This is a genomic window from Sporichthya polymorpha DSM 43042 (assembly GCF_000384115.1).
In the GTDB taxonomy this organism is placed as follows: domain Bacteria; phylum Actinomycetota; class Actinomycetes; order Sporichthyales; family Sporichthyaceae; genus Sporichthya; species Sporichthya polymorpha.
Genome location: NZ_KB913029.1, coordinates 2,472,605 through 2,495,064, shown reverse-complemented (window position 1 = coordinate 2,495,064; position 22,460 = coordinate 2,472,605). Strand labels below are relative to the sequence as shown.

Sequence of the window (22,460 nt, the reverse complement as noted above, 5' to 3'; positions counted from 1 at the left end):
TCAGATCGCCGTCTCGAAGTTGGACGTCCAGATCCGCATCTGGATCGACATCTCCGTCCACGCGCCCGTGACGAGCAGGACGCCGAGCAGGCAGAGCATCGCGCCGCCGACCCGCGTGACCAACAGGTGATGCGCCTTCACCCACTCGACGGTGCCGAGCAGCCGCCGCAGACCGAGCGCGATGCCGATGAACGGCAGCCCCAGCCCGAGGCAGTAGACGAAGGTCAGCAGCGCCCCGCGCTCCTCGCTCGCCGAGGAGAACGCGAGCGCCTGCACCGCACCGAGCGTCGGGCCGATGCACGGCGCCCAGCCGATGCCGAACAGGACGCCGAGCATCGGCGCGGCCAGCAACCCGGCCGACGGCGCGTGGCGCAGCAGGCGGTACTCGCGCTGCAGGAACGGCAGAAAGCCGAGGAAGCCCAGGCCCAGCAGGATCGTCATCACGCCGAGGACGCGGTTGATCGTCGACTCGTGCTCGACCAGCTCCGCGCCGAAGTAGCCGAACAATGCACCGAACGAGACGAACACCGCGGTGAAGCCGAGGACGAACAACGTCGTGCCGAGCAGCACGCGGCCGCGCTTGGCCTCGGCGAGGTCGGTGCCGGTCAGCCCGGTGACGTAGGCGAGGTAGCCCGGCACCAGCGGGAGCACGCACGGCGAGGCGAACGCGACCAGCCCGGCAAGCAGCGCGACCGGGATCGCGAGCAGCAGCGACCCGTCGGTCACCGTTCCCGAGAACGAGTCACCGGACGCCGCGAGCCAGACCTCGGCAGTACGCATCACGCGCCTGCGCTGAAACCCTTGCCCGGCTTGGTCGGCACGAGGTCGGCCGCCGGCTCGGAGTAGGAGAGCCCGCGGATCTTCTCGCCCTCGTAGCGGATCGACGTCACGCTCGCGAGCCCGCACTGCCGCTTGCGCGGGTCGTGCCAGAGGCGCCTGCCCTCGATGCGCGAACGCGCGATCCAGATCGGCAACTGGTGGCTGACGCAGACGATCTCGCGGCCGGGCGCGAGGTCCCGCGCGGCCGCCGCGGCGTCGAGCATCCGCTGCGCGACCTGGACGTACGGCTCGCCCCACGACGGCCGGAACGGGTTCCACAGCCGCGGCCAGTGCTCGGGGCGGCGCAGCGACCCGTCGCCGACGCCGAACGTCTTGCCCTCGAAGTAGTTCTCGGTCTCGATGAGCCGCTCGTCGATGTGAATCGGCAGGTCGAACGCCGCGGCGATGGGTGCAGCCGTCTCCTGCGCGCGCTCGAGCGGCGAGCTCACGACGGCCGCAATGTCCTTGCCCGCAAAGGATTCCGCCACCCGCTCGGCCATCTTGCGGCCAAGGTCGGAGAGGTGGAAGTCCGGCAGCCGGCCGTAGAGCACGCCGTCGGGGTTGTGGACCTCCCCGTGGCGGACGAGATGAACGATGGTGTGCGTGCTCATGCCGGTGCGACCTCCGCGGCGGCCCGCGCGGCGTGCGGCAGCGCGTCGAGAATGCGGTTGACGGCCTCGTCGTCGTGGGCCGCGGACAGGAACCATGCCTCGAACGCCGACGGCGGCAGGTACACACCACGGTCGAGCATCGCGTGGAAGAACGCGTTGAACGCCGGCACGTTCTGCGCGCGGGCGTCGTCGTAGTTGCGGACCGGCGCATCGGTGAAGAAGACGGAGAACATCGTCCCCGCGAACTGGACGCGGTGCGGGACACCCGCCGCGGACAGGGCGTCGGACGCCGCGGACGCGACGGCCTCGCCGGCCTTCGTCAGGTGCTCGTAGACCTCGGGAGTGCAGCCGCGCAGCGTCGCGAGCCCGGCCGCGACGGCGACGGGATTTCCCGACAGCGTCCCGGCCTGGTAGACCGGCCCGGCCGGCGCGAGGTGCCCCATCACGTCGGCGCGACCGCCGAACGCCGCGGCCGGGAAGCCGCCGCCCATGACCTTGCCGAAGGTGAACAGGTCGGCGTCGACGCCCTCGAGGCCCCACCAACCGGCGGGCCCGGCGCGGAAGCCGGTCATCACCTCGTCGGAGATCAGCAGCGCGCCGTGCGCCTGGCACAGCCGCTTCAGACCGGCGGTGAACCCCGGCGCCGGCGGGACGACGCCCATGTTGCCGGGCGCGGCCTCGGTGATCACGGCGGCGATCTGGCCCTCGTTGGCGGCGAACGCGCCGGCGACCTCGTCGAGGTCGTTGTAGGGCAGCACGATCGTGTCGCCGGTCTGAGCCCCCGTCACTCCGGGGGTGTCCGGCAGCGCGAACGTCGCGAGCCCGGAGCCGGCCGCAGCGAGCAGCGCGTCGACGTGACCGTGGTAGCAGCCCGCGAACTTGATCACCTTCGGGCGGCCGGTGACCCCGCGCGCGAGGCGAACCGCGGACATCGTCGCCTCGGTGCCCGACGACACGAGCCGGACCTGCTCGACCGGCGCGACCCGCGCGACGATCTCCTCCGCGAGCAGCACCTCACCCTCGGTGGGGGCGCCGAACGAGGTTCCGGTCGCGGCCGCGGCCTGCACGGCGGCGAGGACGTCCGGGTGCGCGTGACCCAGGATCAGCGGACCCCACGAGCAGATCAGGTCGACGTAGTCCCGGCCGTCCGCGTCGATCAGGTACGGCCCACGGCCGGCGGCCATGAACCGGGGCGTCCCGCCGACCGCGCCGAACGCGCGCACCGGCGAGTTCACGCCGCCCGGAATCACCGCGCGGGCGCGCTCGAACAGCGCTGCTGACGCGGGTGCGGTGGTGGCGTCGTCCTTCGGGGCACTCACCCCGGCATCGTTTCAGACGTCCCTTGGTGCCCCGACCCCGCAGCCGCGCAGGTAACCGAGGCCACACACGCGTACGTCCGACGATGTGGCCGCTATCGCAGCCACATCGTCGGACGCAACGGACGGTCAGGCCTCGACAGCGGCCGGGGCCGTGCCCGTGACCGGGATCCGGACCGGCTCGGAGCCGGCGTAGACCCCGGCGACCCTCACGGTCAGGACGCCCGCGTCGTACGAGGCGCTGATCGCGCTCTCGGAGATCCGCGCCGGGAGCGCGAAGCTCCGCCGGAAGGTGCCGTACCGGATCTCGCGGACGGTCCGCCCGTCCTGCTCCTCGGCGCGCTCGTCGCGCCGTTCCCCGGAGACGACGAGGCGGCCGTCGGCCACCTCGACGGTGATGTCCTCGGGCGTCAGGCCCGGGACCTCGAGACGGACCAGCGCGTCGTCACCCTCGCGCACGACCTCGGCCGACGGCGACCACGTCGCGCTCGGACGGGCAGTCGGGACGGCCGGGAAGACCGTGCGGAACGGGGCGTTGAACCACTCCGAGAGCGGATCGCGGCGACGGGAAGCAACCAGGTAACTCATCGACTCACTCCTCCTGCGACCGCCGATGTCCGGCGGAACTTCACTGTCTGTACCGCAGAAAACTTGAGTCGAAGGCGCTCTATTCCGGACAGTCGAAACCCCCGGTGGAGATGACATCTCCACCGGGGGTCCCGGGGCGGCGCGCCGGGTGCACGGGCGCCGGTGCTGCGACGGGAAGCTGCGGGAAGTCGGTGAGGTGCGTGCCCGGGACTACAGCGCCTGGCGGAGCGCGGTGGCGCCGGCGGTCGTGAACTTGCCGACCGGGGCCTTGGCCTTGCCGCCGGGGACGCCGAGGTGGAGGACGACGACCATCGCGCCGTCGCGGCCGACCGCGTAGAGGTGGGTGGTCTTCACGAACCCCTTCGGGGGGACGGTGAAGACGCCGATGATGGTCATCCCGTCCTCGACGGCGTAGGTGCCGTAGCGCTTCCAGGAGGCGCTGCGCTTGCCGTCGCGGTACTGCGGGATGTCCGCGTCGAGCCACGCGGAGTAGCAGCCCTGGATCTGGCTGCGGAGCTTCGAGACCAACGCCGCGGCGGCGGCGTCGTTGTCGGCGATCGTCACGAACTCCTCGGCGGCGACGTTCTTCTTCCCGCGGTAGGTGCGGTAGCGGGTCTCAGCGGCCGGGAGCACGTCGTTCCCGAGGCAGAACTTGGGGTTCCGGGGCGTGCCCGTGTAGACGCCGCCCGCCTTCCACGTGCCGTAGCGGCTGCCCTGCGGGAGCTGCGAGGTCTTGAGGAACGACGGCAGGCGCGAGACGCCGACGCCGATCTCCTGCTTCTCCGACGGCGCCGGAGCCGCGACGTCGGTCGCGGCGGCCGGGACACCGAGGCCGGCCACGAGTCCACCGAACGCGGTGCCGGCGGCGCAGAGCGCGAGCGCGGCGGTCGCGATCCGGCCTCGGATTCGCAGCGTCGTCATTTGTGTCTCACTCCTGGCGGTGGTGCGGCGGGCGGTGGTTCGGCGGGCGGTGGATCGGCGGGCGCGGAACCCGAATGCGGGGTCAGACGCATCGTGCGCCGGGTCCGGTTGCCCGTGTGCGCCGTTCGGGAACACCTGCTCGGCAAAATCGGCGGACCGTAACGGTGCGGATACCGCGCGTCGAACACCCAAGTCGGGACGATACGCCAGCACCCCGCCCCGGGCGGGCATATCGGGCGGCACCTTTTCCTCACCGTCCGGGTCGGTCGATCGGACGATGTCGCCACCTCACTACCGTTGCCGGATGCGCACCCTGATCGGCCTGCTCTCCGTGCTCACCGGGTCCTTCCTGGCGATCATCGGCCTGCTGGGCGCCATGGGCTCGGCGCTGACGCTCAAGCTGCTTCCCGGCCGCGGCGTGGAGGAGATCGCCAAGCTCCCGGAGCGGGCCGCCCGGTCGGCGAAATCCAAGTACGGGGCGCCGCGGGTCGTCGTCCGCGGAACGGTCGCCGCCGGCCCCGACGGGCTGTACCGCGCGCCGCTGTCGGAGTCCGAATGCGTCTGGTTCCTCGCGACGCAGACGGTCTCCGCCAACGGCCGCCGCGCGACCGTCGACCGCTACGCCCCCGCCCCGTTCGCGCTGCAGGACGCCGAGGGCAACCGGGTCCTGATCGGGCCCGAGTGCCCGGCGCTGGAGCAGATCCCGCCCTCGTTCCGGGAGACCCGTGCCGAGTCGCACCCGTGGTTCGACGAGAGCCCCCAGCTCCCCGGCACCAACACGGCCGGGGAGATCGACGTCTTCGAGTTCGTCCTCACCGAGGGCTCGGACCTGCTCGCCGCCGGCGACCTGACGCAGACCCCGGACGGCACTCCCGCCCTCGCGGGGGAGGTCACCCTCTCGGCCGGCGGTGACGCTGCGGCCTCCGGCGACCCGGCCCGCCGTCGCCTCCCGCGGGACGTCGCGATGGCCGTCGCCGGGATCGCGCTCTGCGTGATGGGGGCGATCATCCTGTCCTACGTGGACGAGGACGACTTCGCGCCCGACCGCAACATCCGACCCGGCTTCGTCACCCCGCAGTAGCGCCGCAGATGCCGACCCTGGCCCGGCGCGCCGTCGTCCCGCTGCTGGCGTTCACGGTCGGGACCGTCCTCGCCGACTCGGCGATCGTCACCCTCGCGCTGCCGGAGATCCTGCGCGAACTCGACGGCACGGTCTCCGAGGTCGCGTGGGTGCTGATCGCCTACAACCTCGTCCTCGCGATCGCCGCCGTCCCCGCCGCGTGGGTCCTCAGCCACCGCAACCCGACGCCGCTGACGGCCGTCGGCATCGCCGTCTTCGCCCTCGCCTCCGCCGCCTGCGCGCTCGCGTCGACGATGGAGGTCCTGATCGCCGCGCGCTCGATCCAGGCCCTCGGCGGCGCGTTCGCGCTGGTGGGATGCCTGGAGCTGCTGGTCGCGGCGCTCGACGAATCCCGCGGCCTGGCCCGCTGGACCGCGGCGGGCGTGGTCGGGACGGCGGCCGGGCCGTTCGCCGGTGGCCTGCTCACCGAGGCGATCTCGTGGCAGTCGATCTTCGTCGTCCAGGTGCCGATCGCGGTGCTCGCGGTACCGGCGGCGCTGACGATCCGCGCGCCCCGGGCTCCCTCCCCGACCCGGGAACGCCCGGCCGGGGCGCCGAACGTCGCACTGATCCTGCTCTCCGCGGCGCTGACCGCCGCCCTGTTCCTCGTCGTGCTGCTGCTGGTCGAGGGCTGGCGCCGCTCCCCCGCGACCGCCGCGCTCGCGGTCTCGGTGGTGCCGGTCGCCGCGTTCGTCGCCCCGCCGCTCGCGCGGTTCGTCCGCGGCGGGCCCCGGTCGGAGACCGCCGCCGGGTGCGTCCTGGTCGCCGGCGGGCTGGCCGCGCTCGCCTGGCCGCCGTCCGCGCACCTGGGCTGGACGATCGCGCCGCAGGCCCTGATCGGCCTCGGTCTCGGGCTGACCGTCGACTCCCTCACCTTCGCCGCGATGCGCGACCGCTTCCCCCGCGCCCTGCACGGCGGCTGGACGATCGGTGCCCGGCACGCCGGCGTCGTCCTCGGCCTCGTGTTGCTCACGCCCGTGTTCACCGCCGACCTGCGTGACGCCGAGCAACCGGCGACCGAGGCCATCACCGGGTTGATCCTCGACGCGCCCCTGCAGCCCGACGACAAGATCGCGCTCGCGAGCAGCCTCGGTGAGCGGCTGCAGGCCGAGCGCGGCCGGGTGCCCGACCTCCACCCCGCGTTCGCCGAGCTGCGGCTCACCGACGCCGAGCGCGCGGAGGCCGACCGGCTCGAGGCGGCCCTGAACAACCAGCTCGAGCGCGCCGCCACCCGGGCGTTCCGCGACTCGTTCCTGATCGCCGCCGGCCTCGCCCTCGCCGCCCTGCTGGCGCTGATCCCGCTCCCGCGCCGCCGCCCGGCAGTGGAGATGACATCTCTTGTGCAGCAAGGGGGCGGACGGTGAACCAGCGCGCGCTGGTCCTGCCCGCGGTCTCGCTCGCCCTGGTCGCCGGACTGCTCGGGGTGCAGACCGCGAACGGGGGCGGGGACTTCGTCCCGGCCCGGGCGGCGGACCCCTGCGTCCCGCGGGTGGTCACCGCGGCGTCGACGACCTCGATCGACGCGCTCGGCGAGGTCCTGGTGCTCTACGGGATCGACGCCACCGCCTGCCGGATCGGCGTCAGCCGCGAGCAGCTCGTGCTGACTCTCGGCATCGGCACCGACCACACCGAGGCGCTCTACTCCGAACTCCGGGCCGGGCTGCTCGACGCCGTCGAGCGGATGAAGCGCGAGAACCTGCTCCCGCCGGCGTCCGCCCTCGCGGACGAGGCCCTCGCGGACGCCGACCTCAACCGCTTCCTTCAGGCCGCGATCCGGGCGCTGCCCGACCGCGTCGTCGACGCCGCCCTGAAGACCGACGACGTCCTGCGGCGGGCGATCACCGACCTCGACCTACGCCGCCTGCTCGACGACCTCGACCAGCCGAACCAGCTTCAGCAGCAGATCAGCGCGGCCGTCACCCAGGCGGTCAAGGACTCCCTGACCGCCCGGCTCCGCTCGATCGTCCCCGACCTCCCCGACCTCCCCGGCTTCTGACCCGTCCCCCGCGGAAAGCACGCGAAAGCGCCCCGGGGGATTGGGGGTCCCGGGGCGCTTCGGTTCGCGGATCGCTCGACTCTCTGAGGAGGGGTCAGAAGGCCTTCTCGAGCGCCCGCTTGGCGGTGGTGGAGAACGCTGCGATCGGAGCGTCCTTCTTCTTGCCCATGTCGCCGAACGTGGTCACGACGACCTTCTTGCCGTCGCGGCCGATGCCGAAGAGCGTGAAGTTGTACTCCGACCCGGGAGGCGCGTAGTAGACGGCGTGCAGGGTCAGGCCGTCCTCGACCTGGTCCCACTTGCCGACGCGCTCGATGCCGGTGACGTCCGAGACCTTGTTGTCGCAGTCCCGGACGGCCGCGCGGAGCTTGTTGACGACCTTCTTGGCCGCCTTCGTGTTCTTCGTGATCGTGATGATCTCGCGCGCCTCGGCGCTGCCGTCCGAGGTGAACGACTGGTACGAGGACGAGCCGGCCGGGAGGATCCCCTTGATGCAGGTGTACATCGGGGTCGGCAGGCCGGCCTTGGGCTTGGCCGCCGCCCACGGCGTGTACTGCGAGGCCTGCGGCAGGTCGCTCTTCGGGATGAAGCGGCCGGTGTGGTCGGCGCTGGCCGAGGTGACCGCGACGCCGGTGAGGGCGACGCCGGCGATCACGGCACCGACGAGGGCGCGGCGGCGGGTCTTGGTGGAGAGGGTCATGGCCGTAAGTCCTTTGTGATGAGTCGTCGCCGGGAGGCTCCCGGCGGCGGCCCGTGCCCCGGTCCGCACGATGAAGACGCCATACCTGCTCCGGCGGTTTACGCCGATCGCCGAGAATTTTCGGCGGCCACCCGAACGGAGCAGCGCACGCCCCTGACCAGGGGAATCAGCGCAGGCGGCGCGCGGCCTCGACGGCCCAGTAGGTGAGGACGATGTCCGCGCCGGCCCGGCGGATCGAGGCGAGGGTCTCGTCGATGACCCGCTCCCGGTCGAGAACGCCGGCGGCGGCCGCGGCCTCGACCATCGCGTACTCACCGGACACCTGGTAGGCCGCGACGGGGACGTCGACCGCGTCGCGGACCTGGCGGAGCACGTCGAGGTAGCCGAGCGCCGGCTTCACCAGAACGATGTCGGCGCCCTCGGCGACGTCGAGCGCGACCTCGCGCAGGGCCTCCCGGCCGTTTCGCGGGTCCTGCTGGTAGCTCTTGCGGTCGCCGGTGAGGGAGGACTGCACGGCGTCCCGGAACGGCCCGTAGAAGGCCGAGGCGTACTTGGCGGCGTAGGCGAGCAGGACGGTGTCGGAGAAGCCCTCGGCGTCCAGAGCCCTTCGCACGTAAGCAATCTGACCGTCCATCATCCCGGACGGGCCGAGCACGTGCGCCCCGGCGCGAACCTGCGCCAGCGCCCCGGCGGCGTAGCGCTCCAGGGTCGCGTCGTTGTCCACCGCGCCGTCCGGGGTCAGCACCCCGCAGTGGCCGTGGTCGGTGAACTCGTCCAGGCACAGGTCGGCCATCAGGACGGTGGCGTCCCCGACCTCGGCCGCGAGCTCGCGCAGCGTGACGTTGAGGATCCCGTCCGGGTCGTCGATGCCGGAGCCGGTCGCGTCCTTCTCCAGCGGGACGCCGAACAGCATCAGCCCGCCGACGCCGGCCTCGACCGCCTCGACGGCGGCCTTGCGCAGCGAGTCCAGCGAGTGCTGGACGACGCCGGGCATGGACGCGATCGGCCGGGGCTCGGTCGCGCCCTCGGCGACGAACATCGGCAGCACCAGCTGCCGCGGCTCCACGGTGGTCTCGGCGACGAGTCGCCGGATGGCCGGGGTCCGCCGCAGCCGGCGCGGCCGGATGTCCATCGGTCCGTCCTGTCCTACCGCCGGCGACGTGCCGCGGTGCGCTTCTCGGAGGGTCGCAGCACGGGCTCGCCGGCCTCCTCGGCCGACGCCCGACGGGCCTCGCCGAAGTCGGCGAGGGCGTCCGCGAGCTCACGCGCCGACGGGGTCGGGGCGAGGACGTCGACGCGCAGGCCGTGCTCGGTCGCCTCGGCCGCGGTGGACGGGCCGATGCAGGCGATCACGGTCGAAGCGTGCGGCTTGCCCGCGATGCCGACGAGGTTGCGTACCGTCGAGGCCGAGGTGAAGACGACGGCGTCGAAGCCGCCACCCTTGATGGCCTCGCGCACCGGAGCGGGCGGCGGCGCGGCCCGCACGGTCCGGTAGGCGGTGACGTCGTCGACCTCCCAGCCCAGGTTCACCAGGCCGGCGACGAGGACGTCGGTCGCGATGTCCGCCCGCGGCAGGAAGACGCGGTTGATCGGGTCGAAGACCTCGTCGAACGGCGGCCAGTCCTCAAGGAGGCCCTTGGCCGACTGCTCGCCGGAGGGGACGAGGTCGGCGCGGATGCCCCACGCCGCGAGGTCCGCGGCGGTCTGCTCCCCGACCGCCGCGACCTTGATCCCGGAGAAGGCACGCGCGTCGAGGCCGTACTCCTCGAACTTCTCCCGCACCGCACGGACGGCGTTGCGCGAGGTGAACGCGACCCACTCGTAGCGGCCGGTGACCAGGCCCTTGATGGCCCGCTCCATCTGCTGCGGGGTCCGCGGCGGCTCGACGGAGATCGTGGGGACCTCCTCCGGCACCGCGCCGTAGGACCGCAGGCGCGCGGAGAGGGCGCCGGACTGCTCCTTGGTCCGCGGGACGAGGACGCGCCAGCCGAACAGCGGCCGCGTCTCGAACCAGGACAGCGTCTCGCGCAGGTTCACGACCTCACCGACGACGGTGACCGCGCTCGGCGCGAGCGTGCCGGCGGGCAGCGCGGCGGCGATGTCGGCGAGCGTCCCGGCGACGGTCCGCTGCTCGGTGGTCGTGCCGTTCCACGTCGTGATGACCGGGGTGGCGGGGTCGAGCCCGACCTCGATCAGCTTCGCGACGGCGCTGCCGACCAGCGAACGGTCGGTCGTGCCCGACAGCACGAGCGTCGCGTCCTTGCTGGCGAGGGACGCCCAGTCGATCTTGGTGTCCGCCACGTCGACGACGCGCACCTCGCGCACCGACTTGTTCGTCAGCGGGACGCCGGCGAACGCCGGGACCGCGGCGACCGGGGAGACACCGGGCACGACCTGGAACGGCCAGCCGGCCTTCACGCAGGCGGCGGCCTCGTCGGCCAGGTGACCGGTCATCGCACCGTCGCCGTCGACGAGGCGGACCACGCGCTTGCCGCCCTTGACGGCGTTGGTGATCGCCTTCGCGCGGCCGGCGGGGGTCAGCGGGGAACCTTCGGCGTCGAACGCACCGTCGACGACGGCGACGTCGGCCGGGCAGTGCGAGAGCAGCTGCTCGCGGCCGTTCTCGGAGAGCACGACGACCTCGGCGTCGCGCAGGAGCTCGAGCGCACGCACCGTCAGCAGGCCCGGGTCACCCGGGCCGATGCCGACGAAGGCCACGGACCCGGACACGCGCTTCGCCGGCTCGGCCGGCGTCGTCTTCGTCGGGGTCTTCACCGCCTTTACCTTCGCGGCGGGCTTCGCCGCGGGCTTCGCGGCGGTCGCAGCGGGGGCGGCCGGGGTGGTCGTCTTTCGCGTCGGGCTCATGCCGACTCCTCCTGCATCAACAAGTCGGCCCCGTCGGCGAGCATCTCGGCCGCAAGCTTGCGGCCGATCATCTCCGCCTCGACGAGGGGGCCGGTCGTGGACTGCCGCACGGCGGCAGTCCCATCGGTTGCGAGCACCGTCGCCCGCAGGTACAGCTCGTCTTCCTCGCCCGCCTCGGGGTCCCCCTCGACCGGCTCCCCGAGCGCCCCGACGGGCGCCGAGCAACCGGCCTCGAGGGTGGCGAGCAGGGCTCGTTCCGCGGCGACGGCGGCCCGGGTCCACGGGTCGTCGAGGCTCCGGAGCGCGGCGAACACGTCGGCCGCCGCGGGATCGGTGTCGGGGTCGCGGCACTCCACCGCGAGCGCCCCCTGCCCGGGAGCGGGCAGCATCTGGATCGGGTCGAGGGTCTCGGTGATCTCGTCCGCGCGGCCGAGCCGGACCAGGCCGGCGCGCGCCAGGACGACCGCGTCGAGCTCACCGTCAGCAACCTTGCGCAGGCGGGTGTCCACGTTGCCGCGGATCTCGACGATCTCGTGGCCGAGGCCGAGGGCGCGCAGCTGCGCGGCCCGCCGGGGCGAACCGGTGCCGACCTTCGACCCGGGCGGCAGCTCGCCGAGGACGAGGCCGTCGCGGGCGACGAGCGCGTCGCGCGGGTCCTCCCGCGGCGGGACGGCCGCGACGACCAGACCGGCGGCGTCCCCGGTCGGGAGGTCCTTGAGCGAGTGGACGGCGAAGTCGATCTCGCCGGCGAGCAGCGCCTCGCGCAGCGCACTGACGAACACGCCCACGCCACCCATCGACGCCAGCGGCGCTGTCGAGACGTCGCCGTCGGTGGTGATGCGGACCAGCTCGACCTGACGCCCCGTCAGTTCGGTGAGGCGGTCGGCGACCCACTGGGACTGACTGGTCGCCAGCTTGCTGGCCCGGGTGCCCAGACGCAGCGGAATCATGAGGCGCCCCCTTCGAGGTCGCCCATCACGTCGTCGGTCAAGTCGGCACTCATGACCGCCTCGACCGCGGTGCGGTCCAGGTTGAACAGCTCGCGGAGAGCGGCGGTGTAGGTCTCGCCGTCGGGGCCGCTGGCCAGTTCCTTCACCCGGACCGTCGGGCCGTGCATGAGCTTGTCGACGACCCGCTTGACGGTCTTCGCGATCTCGGCGCGCTCGCGGGCGTCCAGGCCGGGGAGCTTGCCCTCGAGCCGCAGCATCTCCGCATGGACGACGTCGTCCGCCATCGTCCGCAGCGCGACGACCGTCGGCGCTATCTGGTTCGCCCGCTGGCCGGCCGCGAACGCGGCGACCTCCGCGGCGACGATCCGCCGGACCGCCTCGACCTCGGCGGGCACCCCGTTCTCGGGGTCGGCGTCGGCGAGGGCCTCGAGGTCCACGAGGGTGACGCCGGGCAGCGCGGCCGCCGCCGGGTCGATGTCGCGCGGCAGCGCGAGGTCGAGCAGGAACTGAGCCCGCCCGCCGCGGGCGTCCGCGGCGGCGCTCAGCATCGCGGCGTCGAGCACGAGCTCGCTCGCCCCGGTGCAGGACACGACGAGGTCGGCGTCGGACAGCGCCGCGGCGACCTGCTCCATGCGGATCGCGCGGCCACCGAGGCCGGCCGCGAGACGCTGGGCCCGCGAGTAGGTGCGGTTGGCGACGACGAGCTCGCCGAGATCCTGGTCGGCGAGCACGGTCGCGGCGAGCGCGCTCATCGAGCCCGCGCCGACGACGAGCGCCGTGCGCCCGGCGAGACCGTCGAGCTCCGCGCGCGCCCGGTCGAGCCCGACGCTGACCAGCGAACGGCCGGCGCGGTCGATCCCGGTCTCGGTGCGGGCGCGCTTGCCCACGCGCAGCGCGCGCTGGACGAGCTCGTTGAGCACCCGCCCGGCGCCGCCCTGGTCCTGCGCCACCGCGAGCGCGGCGCGGACCTGACCGAGGATCTGGCTCTCGCCGACCACCATCGAGTCCAGGCCGCAGGCGACGGAGAACAGGTGCTGGACGGCCCGGTCCTCGTAGTGCACGTACAGGTGCGGACGCAGCTGCTCCAGGCCGATCGCGGTGTGCCGGCAGAGCACCTCCGACAGGTCCGCGAGACCGCCGTGGAACTTGTCGACCACCGCGTAGACCTCGACGCGGTTGCAGGTCGAGAGCACCGTCACCTCGGCGACGTGCTCCGAGGCGAGCGCGTCCGAGAGCAGCTTGTTCAGCGCGTCCCCGGTGAGGGCGACGCGCTCCAGCAGGCGGACCGGCGCGGTGCGGTGCGACAGTCCGATGACGAGGACGTTCATCCGGGCATCGCCCCCGTCAGGGCGGCGGCGTCACTCGTCGCGTCCGCAGCCCCGTTGGCGGAGCCGTTGGCCGCGACCCGGCGACGGCGGGGACGCGGGGTCCCGGTCTCGCGCGGCGACTTGCGCTGGGCGTGGAAGGCGAGGATCTGCAGCTCGACGGACAGGTCGACCTTGCGGACGTCGACACCGTCGGGGACGGTCAGCACGACCGGCGCGAAGTTCAGGATGCTGGTGACGCCGGCGGCCACGAGGCGGTCGCAGACCTCCTGCGCGGCGCTGCCGGGCGTCGCGATGACGCCGATCGTGACTCCCCGGGCGGCGATGATCGACTCGAGGTCGGAGAGCGGGTTGATGACGACGCCGGCGAGCGTCTCCCCGACGCGCGCCGGGTCGGCGTCGACGAGCGCGACGATGCGGAACCCACGGGAGGAGAAGCCCCCGTAGTTCGCGAGCGCGTGGCCGAGGGAACCGACACCGACGATCACGCAGGCCCAGTCCTGGGTCAGGCCGAGCTCACGGGAGATCTGGTAGACGAGGTACGCGACGTCGTACCCCACTCCGCGGGTCCCGTAGGAGCCGAGGTAGGAAAGGTCCTTGCGGAGTTTCGCGGAGTTCACGCCGGCCGCGGCCGCGAGTTCCTCGGACGAGACCGTGGCCGTGCCGCGCTCGGAGTACGCGAGCAGCGCGCGGAGATACACCGGGAGCCGTGCCACGGTGGCGTCCGGGATCCCGTCGCGGCTGCGGGCCGCGCGCGGTGATCGTGCAGCGCTCATGGCACTCCTGGGCGGGAAAAATGAGGCGCTTTTCTGGGGGCGTGCGCACCAGCGAGGGTAAGCGCTTGTGAACGCGCGAACAAACTCGGAGCGACGGTTCGTCTCACCTGGTGAGACCTGAGGGTTTCGTCTACCTCACCGGGTCAGCGCCGCACGCAGGCGGTCCGGGTCGACGCGCCAGAAGGTGTGCTGCACGCCATCCACCAGCGTGACGGGGATCTGCTCCCACCATTTCGCGAACAGATCCTCGTCCTTCGTGATGTCGATCTCGGTCCACCCGACGCCCAGGTCGGTGCAGACCTCCTCGATCACGACCATCGCCTTCTCGCACAGACCGCAGCCCGGCTTGGTCAGCACCGTCACGCGCGGCTGCGCCGGTCCCGGCTGGGTCACCGCGTCTCCTCCCGTTCGCCCGGGGCGGGCGGCCGCAACTGTCCGCGGGCGATCTTGCCCGACATCGAGCGCGGCAACCCCGGAACCAGCTCGACCTGCTGCGGAACCTTGAACCGCGCGAGCCGGCTCGCGCAGAACTCCCGCACCTGATCCTCCGTCAGCTCCGCGCCGGGGGCGGGAACGAGCAGCGCGCGGATCCCGCGCTCCCCCGCGGGCGCACCGACGACGACCGCCTCCGCGACGCCGGGCAGCGCGAGCAGCACCTCCTCGATCTCGTGCGGGTACACGGCGAAGCCGTCGACCTCAAGCACGTCGTGGCGGGTGCTGACCATGAACAGGTCCCCGTCCGGGTCGCGGATCGCGACGTCGCCGGTCGCGAACCAGCCCGCGGCGTCCGGGGCGTTGCGCCCGTCGGGCCAGTACCCGGAGAACAGGTTCGCCCCGCGGATCCACAGTTCCCCCGGGTCGCCGTCGTCGGCGTCGGAGCCGTCGCGGTCGACGACGCGGACGTCGATGCCCGGCAGCGGCCGGCCCACCGACCCCTCCCGGGCGCGCATCGACGCGGTGACGACCGGGCCGGCCTCGGTGAGCCCGTAGCCCTGCCAGACCCGGCGGCCGGTCGCCTCCCGGAACGCCGCCGCCTCCGCCGGCCGCAGCGGCGCGGAGCCGCTGACCAGCACGCGGACCGCGGCGAGGGCGTCCCGCGCGCCGGGGTTCGCCGTCCACGCGGCGTACATCTCCGGGGTGCCCGCGACGCTGGTGACGCCGGTGGACGCGACGAGGTCCAGGACCGCGGCGGGGTCCGGATCGAGGGCGAGAACCGTCGTCGCGCCGGCATTCAGGGCCTGGCCGAGGACGGCGTTGAGGCCGAAGACGTGGAACAGCGGCAGCGCGAGCAGGACGACGTCGCCGCGCTGGACCGGCGCCGGGTCGAGGGCGGCGAGCTGGGACAGGTTCGCGAGCAGCGCCCGGTGGGAGAGCATCGCCCGCTTCGGCGGGCCGCCGGTGCCCGCCGTCAGCAGCAGCGCGGCCAGGGCCTCCCCACCGGGGACCGGCCCCGGCGCCGGGGCGCCGCCGGCCGCGCGGCCCGCGACGATCAGGTCGTCCACGCCCGCCGCGTCGGTGACGTGCAGGCGGGCCCCGACCTCGGCGACGGCGGCCCCGGCCGACACGGGCGAGCCGGTCGGGTCCAGCGGCGCGACCACGAGACCGGCCCGCAGCGCGCCCAGGTAGGCGGCGACGAATTCGGCGCTGTTCGGCAGCGAGAGCGCCACCCGGTCGCCGAAGCGCAGGTCCCGGGCCTGCAGCCCGGCGGCGACGACGTCGACCTCGGCGTCCAGGTCGGCCCAGGTGCGGGCGGACCCCCCGGCGACCAGCGCGAGCCCGGCGGGGTCCCGGGCGGCGGCCGCGGCGACCAGGCCGGCGAGGTTCGCCGGGCCCGGCGCGGAGGTGGCGTTTCCCACGGCCCGGAGTCTGCCACGGCACGCCCCACAGCCTTCGCGCGTCGATAGGGTCGAGACATGTCGGCCGAGGCGGACACCGGGGGTGGTGCGGCGGCCTTTTTCGACGTCGACAACACGATCGTCCGCGGCGCCTCGATCTTCCATCTCGCGCGCGGCCTCTATGCGCGGAGATTCTTCTCGACCCGCGACATCGCCCGCTTCGCGGTGATGCAGCTGAAATTCGTGATCGGCGGGTCCGAGGACCTCAACGACATGGATTCGGCGAAAACCATGGCGCTGTCGTTCATCGACGGTCACTCCGTGGAGGAATTGGTCGCCGTCGGTGAAGAGATATTCGACGAATTGATCGCCCGGCGGATCTGGCCGGGCACCCGCGCGCTGACGCAAATGCACCTCTACGCCGGCCAGCAGGTGTGGCTGGTGACCGCGACGCCGGTCGAGCTCGCGACGACGATCGCCAACCGGCTCGGCCTCACCGGCGCGCTCGGGACGGTGGCCGAGGTCCGCAACGGCGTCTACACCGGACGCCTCGTCGGGGAGCCGCTGCACGGGCTCGCGAAGGCGCGCGCCGTCGAGGCGCTGGCCGAGCGCGAGAACCTCGATCTGGCACGGTGTTCGGCCTACAGCGACTCGGCGAACGACATCCCGTTGCTCTCCCTCGTCGGGCACCCGTGCGCGGTGAACCCGGACGCGAAACTGCGCGCGCACGCGAAGGCGCACGGCTGGCGGATCCGCGACTACCGGACCGGCCGCAAGGCCGCCAAGATCGGCGTCCCCACCGCCGCCGGGGCGGGCGCGATGGCGGGCGGGATCGCGGCCGCGATCTCGGTCCACCGGCGGCACCTGCGCGGGTCGGGCTGACGGCACAATCGCGCGATTTCGGACAAATGTGCGACAAATGCCGGACGCGTCGGCGACCGCGGTCCTTTGGCCGATTGCACAGACCTTGGACATCCGCACGAAACAGGCGCAGATCGGGTGCGGAGGTGGCTCCAGGTTCACCCGATCGGTGGTGTTGAGTGCGATGCAGGCGGGAAGGTCAAGGTTCGTCCACAACACCTGTCCTGTCCTGGTTTCCGTGTCTACGATTGCCACACCTTCGGAATAACGCCCCTCCCGTCCGCCGCCGCCCGGGGAGCCGATGTCCCGTCCGCCGTTCACCGACGTGTCAGGCCTCGCACGCCTGCGCGATGCCGTGCTGGCGCCACCCGCACTCGCGGTCGCCGGCGGGTTCGACGGTGCTGCGCCGCGCGGACCCTTCGCGGGCACCGGACGCCACCGTGCCGAGTCCTCGCCCCACACCCTGCTGAGTGTCGCGGCGAACGCGGCCGGCAATGTCCTCGGGCTCCCGGGCCAGGCCAGCGCGCCGGCCGAGCTCGACGACCCGGAGGCGCGCCGCCTCACCGCGCTGGTCAACCGCGCGAAGGACGGCGACACCGAGGCGTTCGCCCGGCTCTACGACCACTACGTCGACACGATCTACCGGTACGTCTACTACCGCGTCGGCTCCAAGCAGCTGGCCGAGGACCTCACCAGCGAGACGTTCCTGCGCGCGCTGCGCCGCATCGAGACCTTCACCTGGCAGGGCCGGGACTTCGGCGCGTGGCTCGTCACCATCTCCCGGAACCTGGTCGCGGACCACTTCAAGTCCAGCCGGTTCCGTCTCGAGGTCACCACGGCGGACATGGTCGACTCCGACCACGTCGAGGAGAGCCCCGAGGGCGAGGTCATGGCGACCTTCACCAACACCGCCCTGCTGGAGGCCCTGCAACGTCTGAACGCGCAGCAGCAGGAATGCCTCGTCCTGAGATTCCTTCAGGGTCTGTCGGTCGCCGAGACGGCGAAGGTCATGGGGAAGAACGAGGGCGCGATCAAGACGCTGCAGTACCGGGCGATCCGGGCCCTCGCCGCTCTGCTGCCGGAGGAGATCCGATGAGCGCGATTTCCCTCCTGCCCCTCTTCTCGGGAGTTTGGGCACGTTCCTCGCGCGAATGCGTAACTTCCTCGGCCAACCCTCGTTATGCCGGGCGACAACCCAACGCCGTGGAAAGGTATGGCCGGGGGTGGGATCGGTGACCGTGGGTCCGCGGAAGCGGCAGCGCGTGCGGCAGTTCGCCCTCGCGCTGGACGGCGCGGCTGTCGAGGAGACGGCCGCGGTCCCCCTGGCGCGCCTCGCGACCTCCCTGCAGGGCGTCGGCACCGCGCTGACCGCGGCCGCCCCCGCGGACGACTTCAAGGCCGCCCTCCGCAACCGCATCCTCGCCGTCGGGGCCGTCACGACCCCGCCGCCCGCGGTCGCCGCCCCGGCCCCGTGGCGCCGGCGCCTGGTCGCCGCGAGCGCCGTCCTCGCCGTCTCGACCGGCAGCGGCGCCGGCCTGGCCGTCGCCAGCGGCAACGCGCTGCCCGGCGATCGCCTCTACGAGGTCAAGCTCGCGATCGAGAACATGCGCCTCGCGCTCGCCCCGAACGACATCGCGAAGGCCGAGCGGTACCTTGCGATCGCGTCCACGCGTCTGAGCGAGATCAAGGCGATGCTCGCCGAGAACCCGAACGCCGCCGCCGACCCGGCGCTGGTGCAGGAGCTCCGCGAGACGATGCTCGCGATGGCCGAGGCCGTGAACGCCGGGAGCGCCCTGTTCTTCGAGGTCTTCGAGCGCACCGGCGACGCCGCCGTCCTCGCGACGCTGGAGCAGTTCCTCGCCGAGCGCGCCGAGGGCCTGTCCGCGGTCCGCGACCTGCTCCCGGTCGAGCTGCGGATGAACTCCGCCTCGCTGCTCGTCGAGCTCGAGGGCCTCGCCGCCAAGGTCGCGTATGTGACCGGCCGCTCGGCCGACCTCGCCCGTCCGATCGCCCTCGTCGGCGACACCGACCGCGACCGCGCCGACCGCCACGCGGACCGGACCGTCCTCGACAGCTCCGCCGCCGCGATCGCCCAGGCGCTCGAGGCCATGCGCGCCGCCGCCCAGGCCGCGCAGCAGCAGGCCGCTCCGGCCGCCGCCGAGACCGAGGCCGCCGCCGAGCAGCAGGAGCCCGCGACCGAGACCTTCAAGCGGGACGTCAGCAAGTACATCGAGGTCGACGTCGCCGGCAGCGACGGCAGCTTCGACCACGTCGCCGTCACGAGCATGCCCAACACCGACCGCGAGCGTCAGGTCACCACCGGCTCGCTCAAGGGCAGCCCCGTCCGCGAGGCCGGCAGCTCCGCCGACCACCTCCTCTGGAGCCTCCCGGTCCCGAGCAACGAGATCAACGCCTCGGTCCCCGGCAGCCTCTCCGCGAGCTTCAGCCCCTCCGGCGCCCGGTACGCCCACCTCGCCGCCGAGTAGCTCCCCGCCCCGCCCTTCCCTCGCCGCAGTGCGCCCTCCCTCACCGAACCGCGCGAGGAAGCTGACTTCTGCCGAGGGAAGCGACCCATCCGCGCGCAGCTTCACCAGCCACCCCGCGCACTTCACCAGGCGAGCACCCGCTTCACCAGCCAGGCAGACCCGGTGAGGACGGGCTCAGCTGGTGAAGCCGCAGTCCGCGCGGACCCGCCCACCCCGTCGCACCGCATCCCTCGCCCCGTCGCACCGCATCCCTCGCCCCGTCGCACGCTTCCCTCGCCCCAGCACGGCCTCCCCCGCCGGATCCCGCGAGGGAAGTGGGGTTCCGCCGAGGGAAGCCGGCCCCCGCAGGCACCTTCACCAGCCGAACCCACCTCCACCAGCCCGGCAGACCCGGTGAAGCACGGCCTCAGCTGGTGAAGCCTCAGCGCCCGCCGGCCCCCGCGGGCACCTTCACCAGCCGAACCCACCTCCACCAGCCCGGCAGGCCCGGTGAAGCAGGGCCTCAGCTGGTGAAGCCGCAACGCCCGCCGGCCCCCTCGCCGTCGCGCACAGCTTCACCAGCCACCCCGCCCACTTCACCAGCCGAGCACCCGCTTCACCAGCCAGGCAGGCCCGGTGAAGATGGCCCCGGCCAGTGAAGCCGCGGGGCGAGTCAGGGCGAGCGGGTCAGGTGAAGACGCTGCGGCGCTGCATGAGCAGGCGGTAGAGGGTCTGCTGGATGACCTCGCGGACCTGGTCGGCGACCTCGAAGACGAGGGCGGGGTCGTCGGCGGAGCCCTCGGGGTAGTGGTCGGTCGGGATGGGGCGGCCGAACTCGATGAGCCACTTCGACGGGAGCGGGACGAGGCCGAGGGGGCCGAGCCACGGGAACGTCGGGGTCAGCGGGAGGTACGGGACGCCGAGGACGCGGGCGAGGGTCCGGGAGTTGCCGATCACCGGGTAGGTCTCCTCGGCGCCGACGACGGCGGTCGGAAGAATCGGGGCGCCGGTACGCAGGGCGGCGGCGACGAACCCGCCCCGGCCGAAGCGCTGGAGCTTGTACCGGTCGCGGAACGGCTTGCCGATGCCCTTGTAGCCCTCGGGCCAGACGCCGACGAGCTCGCCGCCGGTGAGCAGGCGCTCGGCGTCGGGCGCGCAGGCGAGGGTGACGCCCGCCTTGCGGGCGTACTCGCCGACGAACGGGAGCCCGAAGACCAGATCGGCCCCCAGCGGACGCAGACGCCGCTGGGCGGGGTGGTGGTCGCGCAGGGCGAGCATGGTCATGATCGCGTCGAGCGGGATCGTGCCGGAGTGGTTGCCCACCACGAGCCCGGCACCCTCGGCGGGGACGTTCTCCTCGCCCCGCATCTCGACGCGGAACCAGTGGTCGTACAGCGGCCGGAACGGCGCGAGCAGGACGTGGTCGGTCAGGTCGGGGTCCGCGCCGAACTCGTCGACCTCGTACTCGCCGCTGACCCGCCGCCGCAGGAACGCCAGGGCCCCGGCGGCCTTGCGGTCCAGGTCCCGGCCGCGGGCTCCGATCGCGTCGCGCAGGGCGTCGGAGAGGCCAGGCTCCTCGGATCCCGAGGCGGCGGACTCGGCGCCGGCCGGGCCGGAGCGGTCCTCGGGCGGGAACGGGATCACGCGGGCGTCAGACATCGGCACCTCCGGGGGTCCCGCCGGCGCCCACAAGCCCGAGGCCGGCCGGCGGCAGGGGGTCGTCGTCCGGGCGGTCCGCGTCGACGGTGGCGCCCGCGAGGAACGCCTCGAACGCGGCGGCGGTCGAGTAACGCGGGGAGTACCCGAACTGCGCGCGGAGCTTGGTCGTGTCCACGACGCGGCCGTGGGTGAGCAGGCCGATCAGCTCCGGCGTCAGCGACACCCCGACGGCCTTGCGCAGGACCGGCGCCGCGAACTTCGCCGCAACCCCCGCGACCGGCACCGTCGGACGCCCCGCCCGCCGCGCGGCCTGGGACAACAGCAGGACGCCGTCGCCGGCCACGTTGTACGTCCCCCGGTGCTGCCCGGTCGCGGCCTCCCGGAGGACCGCCAGGGCGTCGGAGGGGTGCAGGAACTGCAGCCGGGCGTCGTAGCCGAGGATCGACGGGATCACCGGCAGCCGGAACAGCGACGCGACCGGCGACTCGATCCCCGGCCCGAGGATGTTCGCGAACCGCAGCACCGTGGTGTCGACGTCGCTGCGCCGGCGGACGAAGCCGCGCAGGTACGCCTCGACCTCGGAGGCGTCCTTCGCGAATCCGGACCGGGGCGCCACCTTGGGCTGCGTGCCCTCCGTGAACAGCGCGGGGTCGGCCGGCGACGCTCCGTAGACAGCTGTCGAAGATTTGACCACCAGACGACGCAAGCTGGGCGCCTTCTGACAGGCCGCGAGCAGCTGCATCGTCCCGATGACGTTGAGCTCCTTCATCGCCGCCCGGCCGCCGACCCCCGGCGCCGAGGTCACCGACAGGTGCACGACGGTGTCGACCTCCGCAGCCCCGATCACCTTGGCGATGATCGGGTTGCGGATGTCGGCCCGGACGAACTCGGCGCGGCCCAGATCGGACCGCGGCGGAACGACGTCAACGCCGATCACCCGGTCGACACCGGGTGCGGCGTTGAGTTCGTGGACGAGGGCACCCCCCAGGGTGCGGGCAACCCCGGTGACGAGAACGACTCGTCCCATGCCGGCCCCCGCCCTGGAAAGTCCCGCTGCCTACTTCTTGTTGCGACGCTGGACGCGCGTCCGCTTCAGCAGCTTGCGGTGCTTCTTCTTCGCCATGCGCTTACGGCGCTTCTTGATGACAGAGCCCACTGCAGACCTTTTTTCAGACGAGGGGGGCGGCCTGGAGACGGGCGCGCCTGACGGTGTTCAGGTGGGAAAGCCTACCCGGCGGCTCGGAGAGCCGAACCGCCCCCACAACCGGCCCTACAGACACCGAACGCCGGGTCCGCAGCAGCGGGCCCGGCGCAGGGGTTGCGACGGCAGGTCAGCCGGTGTCGGCGTCGAAGAACGACTGGCGCAGGTAGGTCTGCACCGCGTTCTCGGGGACACGGAAAGACCGGCCGACGCGCACGGCAGGGAGCTCGCCGTTGTGGACGAGCCGGTAGACCGTCATCTTCGACACCCTCATCTTGGTGGCGACTTCCGCCACCGTGAGGAACGAGACGTCGGAGAGCGGCTGCTCGTTCGAAGCCATGGGCGCACCGGACCTTTCAGCCCGCGTCGGTCACCGGAGAGGTCCGATGGACGAGTTCGGGGATGCTGCGTTTCGTTAAGTAGACACTAGTGGCGGGTGGTACGGGTGGGGA

The 22,460-nt window shown here is 73.0% G+C and carries 23 protein-coding genes; 6 read left to right on the top strand and 17 right to left on the bottom strand.

Annotated features, from left to right (window positions below):
* The 5 genes from SPOPO_RS0112305 to SPOPO_RS0112285 form a co-directional block, all read right to left on the bottom strand.
* Entirely contained in the window at window positions 1-780 is a 780-nt protein-coding gene (locus tag SPOPO_RS0112305) for a cytochrome c biogenesis CcdA family protein (protein ID WP_019875082.1), read from the bottom strand.
* The gene (locus SPOPO_RS29255; protein WP_019875081.1) at window positions 780-1,430 is read right to left on the bottom strand and encodes a histidine phosphatase family protein; all 651 of its coding nucleotides are present in this window, start codon (window positions 1,428-1,430) and stop codon (window positions 780-782) included. Before SPOPO_RS29255 ends, SPOPO_RS0112305 begins: the two co-directional genes overlap by 1 nt.
* Window positions 1,427-2,749 carry a glutamate-1-semialdehyde 2,1-aminomutase gene (gene hemL, locus SPOPO_RS0112295; RefSeq protein ID WP_019875080.1) on the bottom strand — a complete coding sequence of 441 codons (1,323 nt, stop codon included), beginning with the start codon at window positions 2,747-2,749 and terminating at the stop codon, window positions 1,427-1,429. Before hemL ends, SPOPO_RS29255 begins: the two co-directional genes overlap by 4 nt.
* A 126-nt stretch (window positions 2,750-2,875) precedes the next feature.
* Complete coding sequence (locus tag SPOPO_RS0112290; protein ID WP_019875079.1) at window positions 2,876-3,334, bottom strand: Hsp20/alpha crystallin family protein; 459 nt, start codon at window positions 3,332-3,334, stop codon at window positions 2,876-2,878.
* Window positions 3,335-3,544: 210 nt separating this feature from the next.
* Window positions 3,545-4,255, bottom strand: a complete 711-nt coding sequence (locus SPOPO_RS0112285) for a hypothetical protein (RefSeq protein WP_019875078.1) — start codon at window positions 4,253-4,255, stop codon at window positions 3,545-3,547.
* Window positions 4,256-4,559: 304 nt separating this feature from the next.
* Here SPOPO_RS0112285 and SPOPO_RS0112280 point away from each other — a divergent pair, with 304 nt between their 5' ends.
* Genes SPOPO_RS0112280 through SPOPO_RS0112270 form a run of 3 tightly spaced genes read left to right on the top strand, consistent with a single transcriptional unit; the run spans window position 4,560 to window position 7,371 of the window.
* Window positions 4,560-5,336, top strand: a complete 777-nt coding sequence (locus SPOPO_RS0112280) for a hypothetical protein (RefSeq protein WP_019875077.1) — start codon at window positions 4,560-4,562, stop codon at window positions 5,334-5,336.
* 8 nt (window positions 5,337-5,344) lie between these two features.
* Window positions 5,345-6,739 carry an MFS transporter gene (locus tag SPOPO_RS0112275; protein ID WP_019875076.1) on the top strand — a complete coding sequence of 465 codons (1,395 nt, stop codon included), beginning with the start codon at window positions 5,345-5,347 and terminating at the stop codon, window positions 6,737-6,739.
* Window positions 6,736-7,371: a hypothetical protein gene (locus SPOPO_RS0112270; protein ID WP_019875075.1), complete on the top strand. Its 636-nt coding sequence runs from the start codon at window positions 6,736-6,738 to the stop codon at window positions 7,369-7,371. Before SPOPO_RS0112275 ends, SPOPO_RS0112270 begins: the two co-directional genes overlap by 4 nt.
* Window positions 7,372-7,465: 94 nt before the next feature.
* Here SPOPO_RS0112270 and SPOPO_RS32760 read toward each other — a convergent pair whose 3' ends face one another.
* From SPOPO_RS32760 to SPOPO_RS29245, 8 genes are all read right to left on the bottom strand, one after another.
* Window positions 7,466-8,071: a hypothetical protein gene (locus SPOPO_RS32760; protein WP_019875074.1), complete on the bottom strand. Its 606-nt coding sequence runs from the start codon at window positions 8,069-8,071 to the stop codon at window positions 7,466-7,468.
* 166 nt (window positions 8,072-8,237) lie between these two features.
* Entirely contained in the window at window positions 8,238-9,203 is a 966-nt protein-coding gene (gene hemB, locus SPOPO_RS0112260) for a porphobilinogen synthase (protein ID WP_019875073.1), read from the bottom strand.
* A gap of 14 nt (window positions 9,204-9,217) precedes the next feature.
* Window positions 9,218-10,936: a bifunctional uroporphyrinogen-III C-methyltransferase/uroporphyrinogen-III synthase gene (locus SPOPO_RS0112255; protein ID WP_019875072.1), complete on the bottom strand. Its 1,719-nt coding sequence runs from the start codon at window positions 10,934-10,936 to the stop codon at window positions 9,218-9,220.
* Entirely contained in the window at window positions 10,933-11,886 is a 954-nt protein-coding gene (gene hemC / locus SPOPO_RS0112250) for a hydroxymethylbilane synthase (protein WP_019875071.1), read from the bottom strand. The genes SPOPO_RS0112255 and hemC overlap by 4 nt, the downstream gene beginning before the upstream one ends.
* The gene (locus SPOPO_RS0112245) at window positions 11,883-13,214 is read right to left on the bottom strand and encodes a glutamyl-tRNA reductase (protein ID WP_019875070.1); all 1,332 of its coding nucleotides are present in this window, start codon (window positions 13,212-13,214) and stop codon (window positions 11,883-11,885) included. Before SPOPO_RS0112245 ends, hemC begins: the two co-directional genes overlap by 4 nt.
* Window positions 13,211-13,987, bottom strand: coding sequence for a redox-sensing transcriptional repressor Rex (locus SPOPO_RS0112240; protein WP_019875069.1), 777 nt, complete (start codon window positions 13,985-13,987; stop codon window positions 13,211-13,213). Before SPOPO_RS0112240 ends, SPOPO_RS0112245 begins: the two co-directional genes overlap by 4 nt.
* Window positions 13,988-14,122: 135 nt before the next feature.
* Window positions 14,123-14,380 carry a glutaredoxin family protein gene (locus tag SPOPO_RS0112235; RefSeq protein ID WP_019875068.1) on the bottom strand — a complete coding sequence of 86 codons (258 nt, stop codon included), beginning with the start codon at window positions 14,378-14,380 and terminating at the stop codon, window positions 14,123-14,125.
* Window positions 14,377-15,843 (bottom strand): class I adenylate-forming enzyme family protein, encoded by a 1,467-nt coding sequence (locus tag SPOPO_RS29245; protein ID WP_019875067.1) that lies wholly within the window; start codon window positions 15,841-15,843, stop codon window positions 14,377-14,379. Before SPOPO_RS29245 ends, SPOPO_RS0112235 begins: the two co-directional genes overlap by 4 nt.
* 57 nt (window positions 15,844-15,900) lie before the next feature.
* Between SPOPO_RS29245 and SPOPO_RS0112225 the strand changes: the two genes are divergently transcribed.
* The 3 genes from SPOPO_RS0112225 (at window position 15,901) to SPOPO_RS0112215 (ending at window position 19,169) form a co-directional block, all read left to right on the top strand.
* Window positions 15,901-16,704 (top strand): HAD family hydrolase, encoded by an 804-nt coding sequence (locus tag SPOPO_RS0112225; RefSeq protein ID WP_019875066.1) that lies wholly within the window; start codon window positions 15,901-15,903, stop codon window positions 16,702-16,704.
* 280 nt (window positions 16,705-16,984) lie between these two features.
* Complete coding sequence (locus SPOPO_RS0112220; RefSeq protein WP_019875065.1) at window positions 16,985-17,779, top strand: ECF subfamily RNA polymerase sigma factor, BldN family; 795 nt, start codon at window positions 16,985-16,987, stop codon at window positions 17,777-17,779.
* 136 nt (window positions 17,780-17,915) lie between these two features.
* Window positions 17,916-19,169, top strand: a complete 1,254-nt coding sequence (locus tag SPOPO_RS0112215) for a DUF5667 domain-containing protein (RefSeq protein ID WP_211210891.1) — start codon at window positions 17,916-17,918, stop codon at window positions 19,167-19,169.
* Between the two features lie 666 nt (window positions 19,170-19,835).
* On the opposite strand, the gene SPOPO_RS0112210 is transcribed toward SPOPO_RS0112215, so the two are convergent.
* From SPOPO_RS0112210 to SPOPO_RS0112195, 4 genes are all read right to left on the bottom strand, one after another.
* Window positions 19,836-20,807, bottom strand: coding sequence for a lysophospholipid acyltransferase family protein (locus SPOPO_RS0112210; protein WP_019875064.1), 972 nt, complete (start codon window positions 20,805-20,807; stop codon window positions 19,836-19,838).
* On the bottom strand, window positions 20,800-21,834 hold the full coding sequence (locus SPOPO_RS0112205; protein WP_019875063.1) for an NAD-dependent epimerase/dehydratase family protein: 1,035 nt from the start codon (window positions 21,832-21,834) through the stop codon (window positions 20,800-20,802). The genes SPOPO_RS0112210 and SPOPO_RS0112205 overlap by 8 nt, the downstream gene beginning before the upstream one ends.
* Before the next feature lie 30 nt (window positions 21,835-21,864).
* Complete coding sequence (locus SPOPO_RS33750) at window positions 21,865-21,963, bottom strand: 30S ribosomal protein bS22 (RefSeq protein WP_003948845.1); 99 nt, start codon at window positions 21,961-21,963, stop codon at window positions 21,865-21,867.
* Between the two features lie 175 nt (window positions 21,964-22,138).
* Window positions 22,139-22,348 carry a helix-turn-helix domain-containing protein gene (locus SPOPO_RS0112195; protein WP_019875062.1) on the bottom strand — a complete coding sequence of 70 codons (210 nt, stop codon included), beginning with the start codon at window positions 22,346-22,348 and terminating at the stop codon, window positions 22,139-22,141.
* Window positions 22,349-22,460: the final 112 nt, after the last annotated feature.